The following is a 17,696-nucleotide window of genomic DNA, read 5'->3' as shown; positions in this document are numbered from 1 at the left end:
CGAGTAACAAGGAAGTTTTACACTCTATATTATTATTTTAAATTTTAAAAAATAATAAGAGAACTAAAAAAGATCTAATTGTTCATTTTCACTTTCTGTCTCTTTTATTATTTTTTGTACACTTCTTAAATAACGTTGACGGCACAGACGTAGTACATTTCTTTTATCTTGTTGATTCATAGTTGCCCAATTAAAACGCTCCTGTCTATTACGATAACAGCCAATACAGTACCCTTGTATATTCATTTCACAATGACCAATACATGGATTAGGAATATCAAAAAATTCTAATTGTTGTTGCATTTGATTTTTCCTCCTAATTGTTTGTTACTATAGAGTATAGTTAATAGAGATATTATCTGCTTTGATAGTGAGTTTACTGATAGCGAAGTAGTAAAATTGAATTTTATGGCTTGAAAGCGTTATAGTACTGCGCCATCAGTTTATCTGTAGGGTTAATCATTAAACAAACACGAGAGGTTTATATGCGAGTACTTCATACCATGATTCGTGTAGGCGACTTACAACGCTCTATCGATTTTTACACTAAGGTTCTGGGTATGCAACTTCTACGCACCAGCGAAAATGAGGAATATAAATACTCGTTAGCCTTTGTTGGTTACGGTGATGAAAGCAGCGGCGCGGTGATTGAATTAACCTATAACTGGGGAGTCAATAACTACGAAATGGGTACTGCTTTTGGTCACATTGCACTTGGTGTTGATGATGTTGCAGCAACGTGTAATGCGATTCGCCAAGCTGGTGGTAATGTCACCCGTGATGCAGGACCTGTAAAAGGTGGCACCACCATTATTGCTTTTGTTGAAGACCCAGATGGGTATAAAATCGAATTAATCGAAAATAAAAATGCCAGTCGCGCACTTGGTCACTAATTTTTATTTTAACCAGAAAGGCAGTAAATCTGTCTTTTTGGTTTCTGCTTATTGTTAATTTCCGATATTCACTTTTATCGGATAAGTATAATTTAATGCCTGATAAAAATAACCCAAATGAATTGTGTAACCGTTTTCGTGGTTACTACCCTGTTGTTATCGATGTTGAAACCGGTGGATTTAATGCAAAAACTGACGGTTTACTTGAGATAGCAGCGATTACATTAAAAATGGATGAACAGGGTTGGTTAAAACCAGATAACACCCTACATTTTCACGTTGAACCTTTTGAAGGCGCTAATTTAGAACCTTCAGCCTTAGAATTTACAGGCATTGACCCAACAAACCCGCTTCGTGGTGCAGTGAGTGAATATGAAGCGTTGCACGCTATTTTTAAAATGGTGCGCAAAGGCATGAAAGATGCCGATTGTAATCGTGCTATTATTGTCGCACACAATGCTAATTTTGATCATAGCTTTGTCATGGCGGCAGCTGAGCGAGCAAGTTTAAAACGTAATCCATTTCATCCTTTTGCAACTTTTGATACTGCTGCATTGAGTGGATTAGTATTAGGGCAGACCATTTTAGCTAAGGCCTGTTTAACTGCGGGAATTCCGTTTGATAGTAAACTCGCTCATGGTGCGTTATACGATACTAACCGTACCTCACTGTTATTTTGTGAATTAGTCAATCGCTGGAAAAAATTAGGTGGTTGGCCTTTACCGCCCCAAAACTAATTAAATTTTAAATCAATAGCTTTGAAGTCATGGTTAAACGAAAAAGCCAGTTTCAGATTTATAGATACTGAAACTGGCTTTTATTTTATCTTTTGGTTTAATTTATTGTAAAATTAAATCAATTATTCTGCTTCTTCATCGCGATATTTATCAGCGGTTTCTTTTAATAACTTCTGTAATTCGCCACGCTGATACATTTCTAAAATGATGTCACATCCGCCGACTAATTCACCATCTACCCATAATTGAGGGAAAGTTGGCCAATGTGCATATTTTGGTAATTCTGCACGAATGTCTGGATTTTGCAGGATATCAACATAAGCAAAACGCTCACCACATGCAGAAAGTGCCTGAACAGCTTGTGCAGAAAAACCACAACTTGGTAATTTTGGTGAACCTTTCATATATAAAATAATTGGGTTTTCTTTAATCTGGCGTTCAATTTTTTCAATAGTCGTCATTTATTACGTCCTTACAACCTTTTATATTCAATATGTTTTATATTGGTGAAAACATGAAAGAAGAATACCACTTTATATTAGAAAGCTCTATATAAGTTTAATACTGATTAAAATCATAAGATTAGAATGAAAGATGTACTAGACAAATGACTCATACTCCACTAGAACATGACAATTAAATCAGCATATTAGTTATTTTTTTGTGCATATTTTGTTTGCTCTTTCTTGCCAAATGAATCGCTATAATTTTTCATTTATATTTTTTTCTACAGCGGATAAAAATGAAATTGTATTTTTCATTTGGATAAGAAACTCATTTTTTTGATAAATACCTAGCTCGATATGCTTCATAAAAAATATCAACTCCTTAACCAATTTAGGCTCTATTTTTATAAGCCTAGAGAGATGTTCATCCAGTGAGTCAGGCCAATCCCCCCCTTCTTGCGCTCTCAATATATTAGTAGATCGAATGAGTTTCTTAGATGCCTCTTTTGATAATTTTAAAAAGGTTTTTAAGTCGTTAGTTTGTTCAATTCTTAGAAGGTAATCAGAAAGTAGCGTCAAATAGTCACCATTTACGGCATAGGCAACCGCTCGTGAAGGTTTAAACAAGGAAAATTGTAAAGAGAGATCTTCGCCATAAATATGGCGACAATGATGTTTTAACCAATAGCCCCAACTAGTTATATTTTCTCGTAGTAGCACTTCTGATTTAGAGGCAATGTCAAAATCAACTTTAGGTACAATTGGATAAAGCTCAATAGCCTGTTGCGCTATATTGACCATATTTAATTTATCTATGTCATCAATGTCTTTATCTAAAATAACACAAAGATCGAGGTCTGATCTTGGCGGCTTTGCAGCACCTGTTGCCACACTACCATAAACAAAAATGCTGCAAATGTGACTTTCATAAAGTGTTAATAACCGAGATTGAACAAACACTAAGAGTGCCTGATACTCTTTCTGTATTGGCTTTATTGCCAACACAGAAATATATCCATTTTTATCAACCGCCATTTTTTCCTCTTAATTATTTATCGGTATAATTAACCCTATTTAATATAACCCCTTTATTTCGACAAGATGTAAGCTTATATTTTGTTATGATAATGGATAAAAGATATTTAGCTGTTATTTCAGCAAGTTTTTGTTAAAATAATTAGCAAAATAGCAACAAATTAGTAATTCATTTGCCTCATTTTATCAATTCAGATGATTTTGATGGAATGATTTTAGGCACAAAACCCGAAATAGATAGTATAAAGGAGTACGCAATGTCTTTCGAATTACCAAAATTACCTTATGCGTTAGATGCTCTTGAGCCACATATCTCTAAAGAAACTTTAGAGTATCACTATGGCAAACACCACCAAACTTATGTAACCAACCTGAATAATCTGGTTAAAGGTACTGATTTAGAAAGCAAATCTTTAGAAGAAATCATCAAATCTACTGATGGTGGTATCTTTAATAATGCAGCTCAAGTATGGAACCACACTTTCTACTGGAACTGCTTAGCACCAAATGCAGGTGGCGCGCCAACAGGCAAAATCGCTGATGCTATCAACAAAGCATTTGGCTCGTTTGAAGAGTTCAAAAAACAATTTAACGATGCGGCGGCTAAAAACTTCGGTGCAGGTTGGACATGGCTGGTGAAAAAAGCAGATGGCTCAATTGCTATTGTTAATACTTCTAATGCTGCGACACCCATTTCTAGCAATGACAAACCACTGTTAACGGTTGACGTATGGGAACACGCTTACTATATCGATTACCGTAATGCGCGTGTAAAATACTTAGAAGAGTTCTGGGCACTGGTTAACTGGTCATTTGTTGAAGCTAACTTTGCTTAATCTCTCTTAACCACCAAAGATCAATTATTGGCGTTTGGTGGCAAAATAACAAAGGGCCTTAGGCCCTTTGTTATTTACAGATATCCGATTAGTTATAATTAAAAATAACCTGATATTATATAAAACAGTGATTAAAACAACATTGTAGAAAATAAAACAATCATGACGAGTGCTGCAACTGCTGTACTCAAACCAAATTTCAGATCCGTATCCATTTATTCTCCCTCAAAATGATTATAATACACGTTATTAACCATAACATTGTCATGGCTAATTATTATCACATATCACAATTTGCTAATATAGCGACTAGTGCACAATTTATAACATTGATTAATACTTCCACTTTTGAGCTAGATCATACAAAATTCATAGCTAACAGCTAAATTATTGCCAGTATTCGCCCTATGTATGACTATACTGGCAGCAGAACCACAAAATTAGATTAAAAGAGACCAATGAAGGTCAGGAGTTTTTCACACCATGGCAACAATAAAAGACGTGGCAAAACGCGCAGGAGTGTCAACCACGACTGTTTCTCATGTTATCAACAAAACACGTTTTGTTGCTGAGAACACCCGAGCAGCAGTTTGGGCCGCTATTAAAGAATTAAATTATTCGCCTAGTGCTGTTGCGCGTAGTTTAAAAGTCAATCACACCAAATCAATTGGCTTGTTAGCCACGTCCAGTGAAGCTCCTTACTTTGCTGAAGTGATTGAAGCTGTTGAAAATAGCTGTTATAGCAAAGGTTATACACTGATATTATGTAACTCACATAATAATCTAGATAAGCAAAAAGCTTATTTAGCGATGCTAGCGCAAAAACGCGTCGATGGATTATTAGTTATGTGCTCTGAATATCCCGATCACCTTCTTTCTCTATTAGAAGGCTATCGTAATATTCCAATGGTAGTAATGGATTGGGGAAAAGCTCGGGGTGATTTTACTGATACCATTATTGATAACGCATTTCATGGTGGATATATTGCAGGCCGCTACTTAATTGAGCGTGGCCATCGCGATATCGGTATTATTCCTGGCCCATTAGAGCGTAATACGGGTGGTGGACGTCTTCAGGGATTTTTGAAAGCAATGGAAGAAGCGAAAATCATTGTAAAAGATGGATGGATTGTACAAGGTGATTTTGAACCAGAGTCTGGTTACAAAGCAATGTATCAAATGCTAAATCAAAAACATCGCCCTACAGCTGTGTTCTGTGGTGGAGATGTCATGGCAATGGGTGCTATTTGTGCAGCCGATGAATTAGGTCTGCGTGTACCATTTGATATTTCTATTGTTGGTTACGATAACATTCGTAATGCTCGCTATTTTACCCCCGCATTAACAACCGTTCATCAGCCCAAAGAACGCTTAGGTCAAATGGCGTTATCTATGCTGCTTGATCGGATAGTTAACAAAAGAGAAGACGCACAAACTATCGAAGTTCATCCCCGATTAGTTGAGCGCCGCTCTGTTGCTGATGGCCCATTCATCGATTACCGCCGTTAATTAAACAGTATCTTGACTGACTTAACGAAGCCATTCCGCATTTAGGGTTTGGCTATCACCAAGATAATCTAATAACCAAGACAAAGCTGGTGACTCACTTTTATCGACCCAAGTGAGGCAACAAGGACTATCAGGTAATGGCTGTGCCAATTTAAGCACAGCTAGCTTTCCTTGAGCGATTAATGGCTCAGCTCTATGCAATGGCACCATACCAACACATAATCCTGCAAGTAAGCACTCCAATCCCATATTCCACGTAGGGACAACCATTCTACGCTGATTATTTAACGCCCAAGTATCACGCTTTGGCAAACTACGCGAGGTATCTTCTAAACAAAGGCTTGAATAAGGGCGCATTTCATCGTCGGTTAGCGGATGTTCTGCTTTAGCCAGTGGGTGATCAATATGACAAACACAGCGCCAAGGCATAAATCCCATATCTTTAAAGCTATATCGTTCGCCAATTGGCGATGCTCTGGTGGCGCCAATTGCTAGGTCAACACGCCCATTAACCAATGAGTCCCACACCCCATTAAACACTTCAGGATAGACATAAAGTTCGATATCGGGGAAATGTCGATAAAAATCAAGAATAAGTTGTTGTGTTCTTTCCGGTTTTACGATGCAATCTACTGCTATACTAAATTGTCCGCGCCAACCATTAGAGACTTGCTGACACATATGTCGAGTGTCATTCATTTTTTTGATAACAGAACGGGCTTCTTTGATAAAAATCTTACCCGCATCCGTTAATTCGACATCACGATGGCGGCGTTCAAATAGAGGCACAGCAAGCCATTCCTCTAATTGTCGAACAGTATAACTAACAGCGGAGGGTACTCTGTGTAACTCTTGAGCGGCCGAACTAAAACTTCCTGTTCGAGCGACAGCATCAACGACTTCTAGAGAGTATTCTGACCACATAAAGTTTATTCCTTTGAAAATTTTTCACAGCATTAACCAAATATTCCCGTTTCACAAGTAAAATAGGTCTTAGTTACAATATATAAAATGTTCTACATCACATAACATAGAAAATTAAAATGAATTTAAATACATCCACACAAACAAAAACACCTGCGCGCTTTATGGTCTACCTTGCTGGCCTAAGCATGTTGGGTTATTTAGCTATTGATATGTACCTGCCTGCATTCGGTATGATGCAACGGGAACTCTCAATCAGCGAAGGCGCGATCAGTAATAGTTTAAGTATCTTTTTATTCGGTTTTGCTATTGCTCAATTACTTTGGGGACCTCTTTCTGACAAAATTGGTCGTAAGCCTGTTCTGTTAATCGGTTTAAGTCTTTTCTCTTTCGGTTGCCTTGGTATGCTTTGGGTTGATAGTGCAACCAGCTTACTTGCAATGCGTTTTTTACAAGCCTTTGGTGTTTGTTCTGCTGCTGTAATTTGGCAAGCATTAGTTATTGACCGCTTTGATGAATCTCGTTCACAGCATGTTTTTGCTTTAATTATGCCACTGGTTGCTTTATCACCTGCATTAGCCCCTCTTATTGGTGCATGGTTTTTACAACATGGTGGCTGGCGTATGATTTTTATTTTATTAATGGCGGTAACTATCGTTCTAATGCTACCAACCTTAATGCTGAAAAATATTAAACAAAAACCTGTTACAGAGAATGGCTCAGCTCAAGCTTCGGCCTCTTTTATGACATTACTAAAATCACCTATCTACAGCGGTAACGTTTTAATTTATGCCTCTTGTAGCGCCGGTTTCTTTGCTTGGTTAGCGGGTTCTCCTATCATTTTAGAAAAAATGGGCTATTCCCCTCAAGATATTGGCTTAAGCTATATCCCACAAACTATCGCCTTTATGGTTGGTGGTTATGGCTGTCGTATCTTACTGTCTAAAATGACTGGCAAATCACTGCTACCATTATTGTTAATAGGTTATGCCGTTAGTATGACCGCACTATTTTTAGTTGCGAAGTTAACTCAACCAACATTAACCACTATTTTAATTCCATTTTGTATTATGGCCGCAATGAATGGTGCTTCTTATCCAATTGCGGTATCTAATGCGTTATCTGCTTATCCTGAAATCAGTGGTAAAGCGGCAGCGTTACAAAATGCGCTTCAATTAGGGCTTTGTAGTTTAGCAAGCTTTATTGTTTCAGCCTTTATTAGCCACCAGCCTTTGATTAACACCACCGCAATTATGGCGTTAACAGCTATCCCAATGGCAGTCGGCTACTTTATTCAACGCAATAAATCCGTTAGCAAACACACAATTCAAACAGCTGAATAACGCTCTTTACATTTTTAAGATAATTCTCAAAAAAGGTCATTTTTACAAAATGACCTTTTTCTTTTCTAGAGAAAAATATTCTACGTCCCTATACTTAACAAACGCCAATTATAGCGTTTTGTTCAATTTTCTTTCGGATTTTGAGGTGCATTAACGGATCATTGCCTGATTATGTCAGATTAGTTATTTTATTAATCCTATTCATACAACACTTTTTGAATAAGATCCCATTTAACACAGCAAATCTGCACACATCCTTTCTTTGATTCATAACTCAAAACCCGCTTAGTTTACGCCGGAGAGTATATGAGTACATCTTGTGTAGAAGAAGGCCGAAAGACCTCCAATAATTCTTACCAACGAATAGCAACCGAGCTGCTTTCTCAAGCAGATATTCGCATCAATGGTTCAGAACCTTATGATATTCAGGTTCACAACAAAAATTTTTATAAAAGAGTATTACAACAAGGCTCATTAGGTCTCGGTGAAAGCTATATGGATGGCTGGTGGGATTGTGAACGGCTCGATATATTCTTTCATAAGGTTTTACGTGCAGGACTTGAAAACAAACTCCCGCAAAATATTCACGACATCCTAAAAATAGCTGTCGCTCGTCTCTTTAATCTGCAAACACAGAAAAGATCATGGATGGTGGGCAAAGAGCATTATGACCTTGGTAATGATCTTTTTACTGCGATGCTAGATCCTAATATGCAATATTCTTGTGGCTATTGGAAAAATGCAGATTCATTAGAATTAGCTCAAGAGCACAAGTTAAATTTAATATGCCGGAAACTGGCTCTTCAACCAGATATGACATTATTAGATATTGGTTGTGGCTGGGGCGGGCTTGCCGCATATGCTGCAAAACACTTTGGCGTTTCAGTTACAGGTGTCACAATTTCTGTGGAGCAACAAAAATTAGCTCAACAACGTTGCCAAGGACTGGATGTCGATATTATTTTAGAAGACTATCGTGATTTATATAAACAATTTGATCGCATTGTATCAGTAGGAATGTTTGAACATGTCGGTCCTAAGAATTACGCGACTTATTTCGATGTTGTACGCCGTAATTTAAAAGAAGATGGTTTATTTTTACTCCATACCATCGGCTCTAATCGCGATAAAGTGAATGTTGATAGTTGGATCAGTAAATACATATTTCCAAATGGTTGCCTTCCTTCCATTCAAAAAATCGCACAAGCTATGGATAATAAATTTGTTATGGAGGATTGGCATAACTTTGGTGCCGATTACGATAAAACGTTAATGGCATGGTATCAGCGTTTTCTTGCTTGTTGGCCTGATATTGAATCTAACTACACGCCTCGATTTAAACGTATGTTTAGTTATTATCTTAATGCCTGTGCCGGTGCTTTTCGTGCCAGAGATATTCAATTATGGCAAATAATGTTAAGCCCTAAAGGTAAAATAGGTGGATTACACACGCCGCGTTAAATTTTAACTGTCATAAAAAGTAAAAAGCCAGTCTCTTTAAGTGCTGGCTTTTTATCATCTATTTGATTAGGAATAATGGGCGATAAACAAATTAAACATAAACAATATAATCAGGGTTTTATTTTTCTTCGTTCTCAACCTGTTGTTCAACAGGTAATTCTTGTTTCTGTGCTTGTTGTTGCAACATAAAACGCTCAACCGTATCCACAATGGCTTGTGTTTGTGGATCTAACTCAATATTGACTTTATCACCAAGACGTTTACGACCTAATGTCGTTCTATCTTTTGTTTCAGGGATTAAGTGAACACAAAAACGATTATTGACCACATCACCAACAGTTAAACTAATACCATCAATACCAATAAAGCCTTTATGCAAAATATACTTCATCAGTTCTTTATCAAAGATGCGAAACCAAATTTGTAGGTTATTTTCTGAAGTAATAATTTTTGCAACTTCTGCTGTAGTTACAATATGGCCCGACATAACATGCCCGCCAATTTCATCACCGTACTTTGCAGCTCGTTCAATATTAACTTCAGAACCTACGTTTAATTCGCCCAGATTAGTTAAACGTAATGTCTCTTTAACTAAATCAAAGCTAACTTGATTACCTTCAATTTTAGTTGCTGTTAAACAACAGCCATTATTAGCAACAGAAGCTCCTGTTTCTAAGTTTTGGACTAACGCTTCTGGTAATTCAATGATATGAGTACGGAAATCACCTTTATCTTCAATGGAAACAACCCGCCCTTTTCCCTGAACAATACCTGTAAACATCTCACATCTCCTTGATTCTACAAACTGGTTTACCCTAATTAGGTTGATACTGTTTAGGATAACATAGCTATTATTAATACAAAGGAACAATTACCGCTTTTATTCCTGACCAATTATTGCCGTTAAATATAGCGTAAAAGCAGGTAAAAAATTATCAAATTTCTGTGTTTGAAAAACGTCACATCTTTCATTGATAATTAAACTTTTATCATTAGAATAAGCGCTCTTGAGGATCATTTTACGTCATTTTAACAATAGGGCGTTCATTCTCCCCCTTCCGTTCTCTTATAATTAATAAAGGTGTATGCGTGCAAAAGTACGTAAAAGAAGCGCGTAGCTTACTTGCTCTTGGTATCCCAGTTATCATCGCTCAATTTTCCCAAACCGCAATGGGTGTTGTCGATACAGTAATGGCGGGTGCTGTTAACGCCACAGAAATGTCTGCGGTTGCTGTCGGTACGTCAATTTGGTTACCAACCATCCTTTTAGGCCAGGGCATATTAATGGCACTGACGCCAATTGTGGCCCAATTAAATGGCTCAGGACAACGAAAACTGATTGCTAATCGTACCCAGCAAGGTTTTTGGCTAGCCACATTCTTATCGATAATGGTTATTGCAATTCTTTATAATTCTCGGTTTATTATTGAAGCTCAAGAAGATATTGACCCTGAATTAGCAGAAAAAGCTATCGGATTTATTCACGCTATTATGTGGGGTGCGCCGGGCTGTCTTTATTATCAAGTCTTGCGAAGTCAGTGTGAAGGATTATCCAAAACTAAACCTGGCATGATTATCGGCTTTGTGGGATTACTGATTAATATCCCAGTTAACTACGCCTTTATTTACGGTAAATTTGGCGCGCCACAATTAGGGGGGATTGGTTGTGGTGTAGCGACAGCATCTGTTTTTTGGGCGATGTTCTTGATGATGCGCTATTACGTGCGCCGAGCACCAACACAACGCGACGTTCTTCCTAAACAACGCTTTGTTGCCCCCGACCTTCATACGCTAAAACGTATTACTTTCTTAGGGCTGCCGGTTGGGTTAGCACTCTTTTTTGAAGTCACTCTATTTGCTGTTGTGGCGCTATTAGTTTCACCTCTAGGGGTTACCGCAGTAGCAAGTCACCAAATCGCATTAAACTTTAGCTCACTGATGTTTATGTTTCCATTATCATTAGGTATTGCTGCAACTATTCGCGTTGGCCATAACCTTGGGCAACGTTCAACTGAGCAAGCACGTATCTCGGCGATTACTGGTTTAGCAGTGGGTTTAATGTTGGCAACTTGTACGGCTATTTTCTCCATCCTATTTAGAGAAAAAATTGCCTTAATGTATAACGATGATATAGAGGTTGTTACACTTGCTTCACACCTAATGTTATTTGCAGCACTTTATCAGTTATCAGATTCAGTGCAGGTAATAGGCTCTGGTGTGCTACGTGGCTATAAAGATACACGTTCTATCTTTTTTATAACGTTTACTGCCTATTGGATTATTGGTCTACCTTCGGGTTATTTATTAGGTCGAACTAATTATATAGTCGAGGCGATGGGTCCCGCAGGTTTCTGGATTGGCTTTATTCTTGGTTTAACTGCCTCTGCAATTATGATGGGAAGTCGTATTTGGTGGATCCAACGTCAACCTGATGAAGTTGTGTTACATCGTTCTGAACGCTAAGTATTAGACTCTATCTGGGCAAAGGAATGACACAAATATCAACAAATAGCTTTAAATACGAGCAGTTGAATATAAATTTGTGTTTTTCCTCTTGCCAGAATCAAATCATCTCGCTAATATTCGTCCCCGTTGTCATCCAGAATAAACAATGCGTCCATAGCTCAGTTGGTTAGAGCACCACCTTGACATGGTGGGGGTCGGTGGTTCGAGTCCACTTGGACGCACCATTTAATCTGAACAACATCACAATACAGTGCGTCCATAGCTCAGTTGGTTAGAGCACCACCTTGACATGGTGGGGGTCGGTGGTTCGAGTCCACTTGGACGCACCATTTCTATTCTCTACTTTCTTATTTTTACTCTTCTTACCCTCCCTACAAAATAATTCATTTTGCTTGCAATATTTTATTGCGCAACAAAATGCTTAAAAAACAAGCAGTCAACACCGTATTTTGATCACATCGCTTAAATTTATCTTTTTTCCATTTTATTCATAGAAATTAACCTCTATAATACGAAACATAATTTTGTTGAAAGGTTTCAGCGCATTGATTTACGGGCACCTTTAGAAAAAAGAACAAATGAACCGTGATAGACTATAATGTATGATATCTGCAAACCCTCGATGCAAATTAGTAACAAGGATTTTATGATGTTGCTGATTCATTAACATGTTGCGCAACTAACCTAACTAGCGTTTTGTTGTTATATGTATAGTTAATTAATAAACAGCGGCATTACTCCCTATTCATCCATTACAATAAACCATTAAATAGACTGCCATGAAAAAGACAAAAATTGTATGCACCATCGGGCCAAAAACCGAATCTGAAGAAAAACTGAATCAATTACTGGACGCAGGCATGAACGTTATGCGTCTTAACTTCTCTCACGGTGACTATGAAGAACATGGCAACCGTATCAAAAACCTTCGCAATATTTGTGCTAAAACAGGCAAAAAAGCAGCCATTTTATTAGACACTAAAGGCCCAGAAATCCGTACCATCAAATTAGAAGGTGGTAACGATGTAAGTCTAGTTGCAGGTCAAACTTTCACTTTCACAACTGACAAGTCTGTTGTTGGTAATAAAGATCGTGTCGCTGTAACTTATGAAGGCTTTGCAAAAGATTTAGCTGTCGGCAACACAGTATTGGTTGACGATGGTCTTATCGGCATGAAAGTAACTGCCGTTACTGCTACTGAAGTTGTTTGTGAAGTATTAAACAACGGTGACTTAGGCGAAAACAAAGGTGTTAACTTACCAGGTGTTTCTATCGGCCTACCTGCACTAGCAGAAAAAGATAAACAAGACCTTATCTTTGGTTGTGAGCAAGGCGTTGACTTTGTTGCGGCTTCATTTATTCGTAAACGTTCTGATGTTGAAGAAATGCGTGCGCACTTAAAAGCACACGGCGGCGAAAACATCATGATCATCTCAAAAATTGAGAACCAAGAAGGTCTTAATAACTTTGATGAAATCTTAGAAGCTTCTGACGGTATCATGGTTGCTCGTGGTGACTTAGGTGTTGAGATCCCTGTAGAAGAAGTTATCTTCGCACAAAAAATGATGATCGAAAAATGTAACGCAGCGCGTAAAGTAGTTATCACTGCAACGCAAATGCTAGATTCAATGATCAAAAACCCACGCCCTACTCGCGCAGAAGCGGGTGACGTTGCAAATGCTATCTTAGATGGTACAGATGCCGTTATGCTGTCAGGCGAAAGTGCAAAAGGTAAATACCCAGTAGAAGCTGTAACTATTATGGCGACTATCTGTGAACGTACTGACCGTATTATGAAATCACGCCTTGACCTTAGCCAAGTTGGCGCAAAACTGCGTGTCACTGAAGCAGTATGTCGTGGCGCAGTAGAAATGGCTGATAACTTAGATTCACCACTGATTGTTGTTGCGACTTATGGTGGTAAATCAGCGCGTTCTATTCGTAAATACTTCCCAACTGCGCCAATCTTAGCATTAACTAATAACGAAGAAACAGCTCGTCAATTACTGTTAGTTAAGGGTGTAACAACTCAATTAGTAAAAGAAATTGCATCTACTGATGATTTCTACCGTATTGGTAAAGAAGCTGCATTAGCAAGCGGTTTAGCGCATGCAGGTGATCGCGTTGTTATGGTAACAGGCGCACTGGTTGATAGCGGAACCACGAATACTTCTTCTGTCCACGTTCTGTAATTTTACTTAACGTTTAAATTATCTCAACGCCACTCTTGCAGTGGCGTTTTTATTTGTTCCATGCTTCATCTTTTTCTCTCTACCTGCTTATTTTTTTCTCATATAACGTTTATTTCTTCTATTCTTTTTAATGAGTCTTTTTATTAATACACGCTAAAGAAGGATATAAAATGTCAAACGACAACATAAATGGAAATGTGTTTGCTTGTACCACACTTGCTATTACTGATAAAAAAAATCGAGTTTATCATGGCAGAACAATGGAGTTTTCAGCAGATAAACCAGCATCAATATTTGCATATTATCCTACAGGACATACATTCCAGCAGAATGCCCCTGATGGAACTCCTGGCTTAAAATATACTGTAAAATACCCTTTTATGGCGATCACTGCGCCAATTAATCTTGCAGGTACAAAAGATGTACTGGAAGGTGTAAATTCTCAAGGACTCTCTTTTAGCTTAAATATGTTACCTGATTCAAAACTTGATGATATTAATCCTCAAGATTACGCTAATTCAGTGCCTATTGCGGCTATTGGCGAATGGGCTTTAGCTCAATATGCAACAGTCGAGGAATTAAAACAGGCTCTTCCTCAAACCATTTTTTGGTCACAAAAACTGTTACTGTTACGTAATTTACCAAGCCCTTTCCATTACGCTTTTTATGACACCACTGGTGCTTGTATTGTGGTTGAAGTTTCCGAGGGTAAATTACATATTTATGATAACCCGACCTATTGCATGACAAATGGCCCATTATTTCCGTGGCATTTAACTAATTTAAATAATTACACCCATCTTTCTAATATTAATATTTCTACCAATACACTAGGCAATATCAAGGTTAAGCAACCTGACAGTGGCATTGCTTTAGTGACATTACCAAGTTCTGATACTTCTGTAGATAGATTTATTCGTGCTGTTTACTACACGACTTATTACCACAAAGTCTCTGATCCTGATAAACAATTAGTTGAATTAGCACATATTATGAACCGATTTGATCGTCCTAAAAATTCGACTATTGACCCACTATTAGGTCATGACACACTGCAAGCTCTTCATACTAGTGAGTTTTCAGTTTGGACAACATTGACTGATTTAAAAAGAGGGATCATGTTCTTTAGAGGATATAACAATTTAAATTTTCAAAAATTCACACTTGAATCCTTTAAGAATGAAGCAGAGGCAATTTTTGTTAAAGTAAATTTAGAAGGTGTTTTATAAACATAATTTTGATAAAAATGAAAAACTACAGATAAAATGTTTTTCTATCAGACTTTTATGAATAAAATTCTTTTGTGAAACAACACGCATTTTTTGTACTGAATATTTGCGTTTTAGGTGCTATTTTTCCTATTGTTCAAATACTGAGTAAGTAGTGAGTTATAAATAAATCCGGCACTTTTTTATAACTGTGCCATACTTATTAATAGCTTCATATAAAAATGCTACTTGTTCCTTTAAACAAACTAATAATAGAGGTTGTTACCATGAAAGCGAAACTAGTACTGGGTGCGGTAATTGTGGCTTCGAGCTTATTAGCGGGTTGCTCCAGCAACAATGCTCAATTAGATCAAATCTCTTCTGATGTAAGCCGTTTAAATACACAAGTTCAGCAGTTAAGCGGTGATGTACAGTCTGCTCGTGCTGAAGCTAAATCAGCTTACGACGAAGCAGCTCGTGCAAATCAGCGTTTAGATAACCAAGTTACTACTTATAAAAAATAAGGTGACTGTTTACTTATAATCAAGCCAATCAATTAGCCTGATTAACACTGTAAACTTTTGATATATCAACAACGCCCTAACCTTATGTTAGGGCGTTGTTTTATATCTCATATCGCATTGTTATGCGAGCTTCATACCACTTTTGTGTTAAATTTTTTAAGCTATTTAAAATAACTTGAGTAATTAAAAATCTTTACCTAACGGACTAATTTTAACCACTTTTCCTTTTATTTTTTCTCCTACCTCTTTCTTATAACTATCTAATTCGTCTTTATGTCTTTCATTAATACACTTAAGAAAACTAACAATTTTATTTTTATCAAGTTTAACTGTTTTAATTTTCCCATTTTTAATTTCTTGAATAAGAAAATTATCTTTAATTAAAGATTCAATACCTAATACTAAATATGAGCTTGTAGATGAAATAGCCTTTTCATTTTCTAGCTGTTTATTTACTAACGCTAGCTGTTCATTCACTAGCCCTTGCTGCTCATTCACTAGCACTTGCTGTTCCTTCACTAGCGCTAGCTGTTTATTCTTTTGCGATTCAAAATGTTTATCTATAAGATAATTTTCTTGTTTGTAAATTTCATACAATGTAGCCAATATAAAATTAACTTCTTTATTTCTATGACCCGTTCTCAGGTCTAGTTTGTTATCATGCTGATTTAGTAATTCATTTTTTATTATATTAAATAGTTTATTGACACTTTTAGAACCAATTTTATATTTATATCGTATACTTATATTTTTTTAAAAGATAATTTATATTCATTTATAGTTTCAGATTTATTGTTTAACATTGGAGAATTACGTTGAATAATTTCTGCACATATCAATTTTATATTTTCATTTTTACGATCTTCACTACCAAACAAAAATATTTTGCCACTATTTTTAATTGACGTTAATGAATCGGCTAATTGACTAAATTTATTTTCAATACTAGAGGCAATACGTGCAAAAATACTAGTATTATTTCTTGAATTAACTTCCATAATCGCAACGTTCCTATATCAATAAAAGATATTATTGATATTAATGAAAACTTGTTGAATTAATGTTGAAAATGCGCCTTTTATCCTATTATTTAGCTTTAAACCCTACCCCTTACATAAAAAACAGATGCCTTAAGCATCTGTTTTATTATTTATTACTGTTGTTAAAAACTTAATAGGCAGTTACATCTACAGGTAATCCTGAACGACGAATAATTTCTGCATCTGCTTTATCTTTATCTACTTTACCGCTTTCATACCACTCATTAAATTGTTTAGTAAACGTCAATGGCATGGTTTGTGGATCATCATCTGCGTTACGAGATAATGGCTGATGAACTTCAATAAATTGTCTACCATCTGCGGTTTCAGTAAATTTAATCGGCTTATTAATTATTTGAACACGGCTACCTTTAGGTACCACATTAAATAACGTTTCAATATCATTTGGTCTTAAACGAATACAGCCTGAACTCACTCTTAAGCCAATACCAAAATCAGCATTAGTACCATGAATAAGATATTCACCTCGACTATGTGCCAATCTTAGGGCATATGCTCCCATTGGGTTTTCAGGGCCAGCTGGGACGACAGCCGGTAGCGTGATCCCTTTAGCCGCATAGTTTTTGCGAATATTCGCCGTCGGTGTCCAAGTGGGATCTTTAATTAATTGAGAAATCGATGTCACCATTTCAGGTGTTTCTCGCCCTAATTGACCAATTCCAATAGGATAAACATCAACAGTTCCGCCCTCTTTGGGATAATAATAAAGGCGTAATTCAGCAAGGTTGATAACAATGCCTTTATGTAAAGTATCAGGCAAAATCATCTGTAATGGGATCGTTAAGGTTTTACCTGCAGCAGGTAAGAGGGGATCAACACCTGGATTGGCTTCCATCATATTGAGCAATCCCACTTGGTATTCGGACGCAATAGCCTCTAGTGGGCGTTTATCATCGGGAACTATATACGAAAAATTTTCACCAATAATACGCTCACCATCAGCAGGTAACAGGTATTCATTTGCATAAGATAAGTGGCTGCTCATCCCTAACAGCGCTACACCCAATAGGGTTAACCATTTATTCATCATTGATCCCGTATTTTAGAAATAAAGTAAACTG

Annotated in this window: 19 protein-coding genes and 2 tRNA genes; 12 read left to right on the top strand and 9 right to left on the bottom strand. The window is 37.0% G+C overall.

Annotation, left to right across the window (positions count from 1 at the left end; translation table 11 throughout):
• Nucleotides 1-63 precede the first annotated feature (63 nt).
• Complete coding sequence (locus M997_RS08895) at nucleotides 64-303, bottom strand: DUF1289 domain-containing protein (RefSeq protein ID WP_064719760.1); 240 nt, start codon at nucleotides 301-303, stop codon at nucleotides 64-66.
• A gap of 182 nt (nucleotides 304-485) precedes the next feature.
• Here M997_RS08895 and gloA point away from each other — a divergent pair, with 182 nt between their 5' ends.
• Complete coding sequence (gloA, locus tag M997_RS08890) at nucleotides 486-893, top strand: lactoylglutathione lyase (protein WP_064719759.1); 408 nt, start codon at nucleotides 486-488, stop codon at nucleotides 891-893.
• Between the two features lie 95 nt (nucleotides 894-988).
• On the top strand, nucleotides 989-1,630 hold the full coding sequence (rnt, locus tag M997_RS08885) for a ribonuclease T (protein ID WP_064719758.1): 642 nt from the start codon (nucleotides 989-991) through the stop codon (nucleotides 1,628-1,630).
• A gap of 122 nt (nucleotides 1,631-1,752) precedes the next feature.
• Here the strand turns inward: rnt and M997_RS08880 are convergent, their stop codons facing one another.
• Nucleotides 1,753-2,091: a Grx4 family monothiol glutaredoxin gene (locus M997_RS08880; RefSeq protein ID WP_064719757.1), complete on the bottom strand. Its 339-nt coding sequence runs from the start codon at nucleotides 2,089-2,091 to the stop codon at nucleotides 1,753-1,755.
• Nucleotides 2,092-2,331: 240 nt separating this feature from the next.
• Nucleotides 2,332-3,111 carry a nucleotidyltransferase domain-containing protein gene (locus tag M997_RS08875; RefSeq protein ID WP_064719756.1) on the bottom strand — a complete coding sequence of 260 codons (780 nt, stop codon included), beginning with the start codon at nucleotides 3,109-3,111 and terminating at the stop codon, nucleotides 2,332-2,334.
• Between the two features lie 257 nt (nucleotides 3,112-3,368).
• Between M997_RS08875 and sodB the strand changes: the two genes are divergently transcribed.
• Complete coding sequence (gene sodB / locus M997_RS08870) at nucleotides 3,369-3,947, top strand: superoxide dismutase [Fe] (RefSeq protein WP_064719755.1); 579 nt, start codon at nucleotides 3,369-3,371, stop codon at nucleotides 3,945-3,947.
• 131 nt (nucleotides 3,948-4,078) lie between these two features.
• Here the strand turns inward: sodB and cydH are convergent, their stop codons facing one another.
• Nucleotides 4,079-4,162 carry a cytochrome bd-I oxidase subunit CydH gene (gene cydH, locus M997_RS17935; protein WP_103004765.1) on the bottom strand — a complete coding sequence of 28 codons (84 nt, stop codon included), beginning with the start codon at nucleotides 4,160-4,162 and terminating at the stop codon, nucleotides 4,079-4,081.
• A gap of 268 nt (nucleotides 4,163-4,430) precedes the next feature.
• Here cydH and purR point away from each other — a divergent pair, with 268 nt between their 5' ends.
• Entirely contained in the window at nucleotides 4,431-5,456 is a 1,026-nt protein-coding gene (gene purR / locus M997_RS08865; protein ID WP_064719754.1) for an HTH-type transcriptional repressor PurR, read from the top strand.
• Between the two features lie 21 nt (nucleotides 5,457-5,477).
• On the opposite strand, the gene punR is transcribed toward purR, so the two are convergent.
• On the bottom strand, nucleotides 5,478-6,380 hold the full coding sequence (gene punR, locus M997_RS08860; RefSeq protein ID WP_064719753.1) for a DNA-binding transcriptional activator PunR: 903 nt from the start codon (nucleotides 6,378-6,380) through the stop codon (nucleotides 5,478-5,480).
• Between the two features lie 119 nt (nucleotides 6,381-6,499).
• Here punR and punC point away from each other — a divergent pair, with 119 nt between their 5' ends.
• Nucleotides 6,500-7,723, top strand: coding sequence for a purine nucleoside transporter PunC (punC, locus tag M997_RS08855; RefSeq protein WP_064719752.1), 1,224 nt, complete (start codon nucleotides 6,500-6,502; stop codon nucleotides 7,721-7,723).
• 306 nt (nucleotides 7,724-8,029) lie between these two features.
• Nucleotides 8,030-9,184 (top strand): cyclopropane fatty acyl phospholipid synthase, encoded by a 1,155-nt coding sequence (gene cfa / locus M997_RS08850; protein ID WP_064719751.1) that lies wholly within the window; start codon nucleotides 8,030-8,032, stop codon nucleotides 9,182-9,184.
• 118 nt (nucleotides 9,185-9,302) lie between these two features.
• Here the strand turns inward: cfa and M997_RS08845 are convergent, their stop codons facing one another.
• Complete coding sequence (locus M997_RS08845) at nucleotides 9,303-9,965, bottom strand: riboflavin synthase (RefSeq protein ID WP_064719750.1); 663 nt, start codon at nucleotides 9,963-9,965, stop codon at nucleotides 9,303-9,305.
• Nucleotides 9,966-10,273: 308 nt separating this feature from the next.
• On the opposite strand from M997_RS08845, the gene M997_RS08840 reads away from it, so the two are divergent.
• The 6 genes from M997_RS08840 (at nucleotide 10,274) to M997_RS08815 (ending at nucleotide 15,574) form a co-directional block, all read left to right on the top strand.
• Complete coding sequence (locus tag M997_RS08840) at nucleotides 10,274-11,647, top strand: MATE family efflux transporter (protein WP_064719749.1); 1,374 nt, start codon at nucleotides 10,274-10,276, stop codon at nucleotides 11,645-11,647.
• Between the two features lie 150 nt (nucleotides 11,648-11,797).
• Nucleotides 11,798-11,874: transfer RNA gene (locus M997_RS08835), tRNA-Val, on the top strand.
• A 28-nt stretch (nucleotides 11,875-11,902) separates the two neighbouring features.
• Nucleotides 11,903-11,979: transfer RNA gene (locus tag M997_RS08830), tRNA-Val, on the top strand.
• 450 nt (nucleotides 11,980-12,429) lie between these two features.
• A complete protein-coding gene (pykF, locus tag M997_RS08825; protein ID WP_064719748.1) occupies nucleotides 12,430-13,842 on the top strand; it encodes a pyruvate kinase PykF in 1,413 nt (470 codons plus the stop codon).
• Nucleotides 13,843-14,012: 170 nt separating this feature from the next.
• Entirely contained in the window at nucleotides 14,013-15,071 is a 1,059-nt protein-coding gene (locus tag M997_RS08820; RefSeq protein ID WP_064719747.1) for a linear amide C-N hydrolase, read from the top strand.
• Nucleotides 15,072-15,337: 266 nt separating this feature from the next.
• A complete protein-coding gene (locus M997_RS08815; RefSeq protein WP_064719746.1) occupies nucleotides 15,338-15,574 on the top strand; it encodes an Lpp/OprI family alanine-zipper lipoprotein in 237 nt (78 codons plus the stop codon).
• 183 nt (nucleotides 15,575-15,757) lie between these two features.
• Here the strand turns inward: M997_RS08815 and M997_RS08810 are convergent, their stop codons facing one another.
• The 3 genes from M997_RS08810 to M997_RS08800 all read right to left on the bottom strand — a co-directional run bounded on the left by M997_RS08810 (nucleotide 15,758) and on the right by M997_RS08800 (nucleotide 17,662).
• On the bottom strand, nucleotides 15,758-16,180 hold the full coding sequence (locus tag M997_RS08810; protein ID WP_064719745.1) for a hypothetical protein: 423 nt from the start codon (nucleotides 16,178-16,180) through the stop codon (nucleotides 15,758-15,760).
• A 137-nt stretch (nucleotides 16,181-16,317) separates the two neighbouring features.
• The gene (locus tag M997_RS08805) at nucleotides 16,318-16,572 is read right to left on the bottom strand and encodes a hypothetical protein (protein ID WP_064719744.1); all 255 of its coding nucleotides are present in this window, start codon (nucleotides 16,570-16,572) and stop codon (nucleotides 16,318-16,320) included.
• A gap of 172 nt (nucleotides 16,573-16,744) precedes the next feature.
• A complete protein-coding gene (locus M997_RS08800) occupies nucleotides 16,745-17,662 on the bottom strand; it encodes a L,D-transpeptidase family protein (RefSeq protein ID WP_064719743.1) in 918 nt (305 codons plus the stop codon).
• Between the last annotated feature and the right edge of the window lie 34 nt (nucleotides 17,663-17,696).

It is taken from the genome of Proteus hauseri ATCC 700826 (assembly GCF_001654965.1).
Classification (GTDB): domain Bacteria; phylum Pseudomonadota; class Gammaproteobacteria; order Enterobacterales; family Enterobacteriaceae; genus Proteus; species Proteus hauseri.
This window is presented reverse-complemented; position numbering and strand designations above follow the sequence as displayed.

What these genes read in the sequence shown, in the direction of transcription:
- M997_RS08875 (WP_064719756.1), bottom strand. Translation starts at nt 3,111, where the DNA reads ATGGCGGTTGATAAAAATGGATATATTTCTGTGTTGGCAATAAAGCCA.
- punC (WP_064719752.1), top strand. Translation starts at nt 6,500, where the DNA reads ATGAATTTAAATACATCCACACAAACAAAAACACCTGCGCGCTTTATG.
- M997_RS08895 (WP_064719760.1), bottom strand. Translation starts at nt 303, where the DNA reads ATGCAACAACAATTAGAATTTTTTGATATTCCTAATCCATGTATTGGT.
- M997_RS08845 (WP_064719750.1), bottom strand. Translation starts at nt 9,965, where the DNA reads ATGTTTACAGGTATTGTTCAGGGAAAAGGGCGGGTTGTTTCCATTGAA.
- punR (WP_064719753.1), bottom strand. Translation starts at nt 6,380, where the DNA reads ATGTGGTCAGAATACTCTCTAGAAGTCGTTGATGCTGTCGCTCGAACA.
- purR (WP_064719754.1), top strand. Translation starts at nt 4,431, where the DNA reads ATGGCAACAATAAAAGACGTGGCAAAACGCGCAGGAGTGTCAACCACG.
- M997_RS08800 (WP_064719743.1), bottom strand. Translation starts at nt 17,662, where the DNA reads ATGAATAAATGGTTAACCCTATTGGGTGTAGCGCTGTTAGGGATGAGC.
- M997_RS08820 (WP_064719747.1), top strand. Translation starts at nt 14,013, where the DNA reads ATGTCAAACGACAACATAAATGGAAATGTGTTTGCTTGTACCACACTT.
- cydH (WP_103004765.1), bottom strand. Translation starts at nt 4,162, where the DNA reads ATGGATACGGATCTGAAATTTGGTTTGAGTACAGCAGTTGCAGCACTC.
- gloA (WP_064719759.1), top strand. Translation starts at nt 486, where the DNA reads ATGCGAGTACTTCATACCATGATTCGTGTAGGCGACTTACAACGCTCT.
- cfa (WP_064719751.1), top strand. Translation starts at nt 8,030, where the DNA reads ATGAGTACATCTTGTGTAGAAGAAGGCCGAAAGACCTCCAATAATTCT.
- sodB (WP_064719755.1), top strand. Translation starts at nt 3,369, where the DNA reads ATGTCTTTCGAATTACCAAAATTACCTTATGCGTTAGATGCTCTTGAG.
- rnt (WP_064719758.1), top strand. Translation starts at nt 989, where the DNA reads ATGCCTGATAAAAATAACCCAAATGAATTGTGTAACCGTTTTCGTGGT.
- pykF (WP_064719748.1), top strand. Translation starts at nt 12,430, where the DNA reads ATGAAAAAGACAAAAATTGTATGCACCATCGGGCCAAAAACCGAATCT.
- M997_RS08805 (WP_064719744.1), bottom strand. Translation starts at nt 16,572, where the DNA reads ATGGAAGTTAATTCAAGAAATAATACTAGTATTTTTGCACGTATTGCC.
- M997_RS08815 (WP_064719746.1), top strand. Translation starts at nt 15,338, where the DNA reads ATGAAAGCGAAACTAGTACTGGGTGCGGTAATTGTGGCTTCGAGCTTA.
- M997_RS08880 (WP_064719757.1), bottom strand. Translation starts at nt 2,091, where the DNA reads ATGACGACTATTGAAAAAATTGAACGCCAGATTAAAGAAAACCCAATT.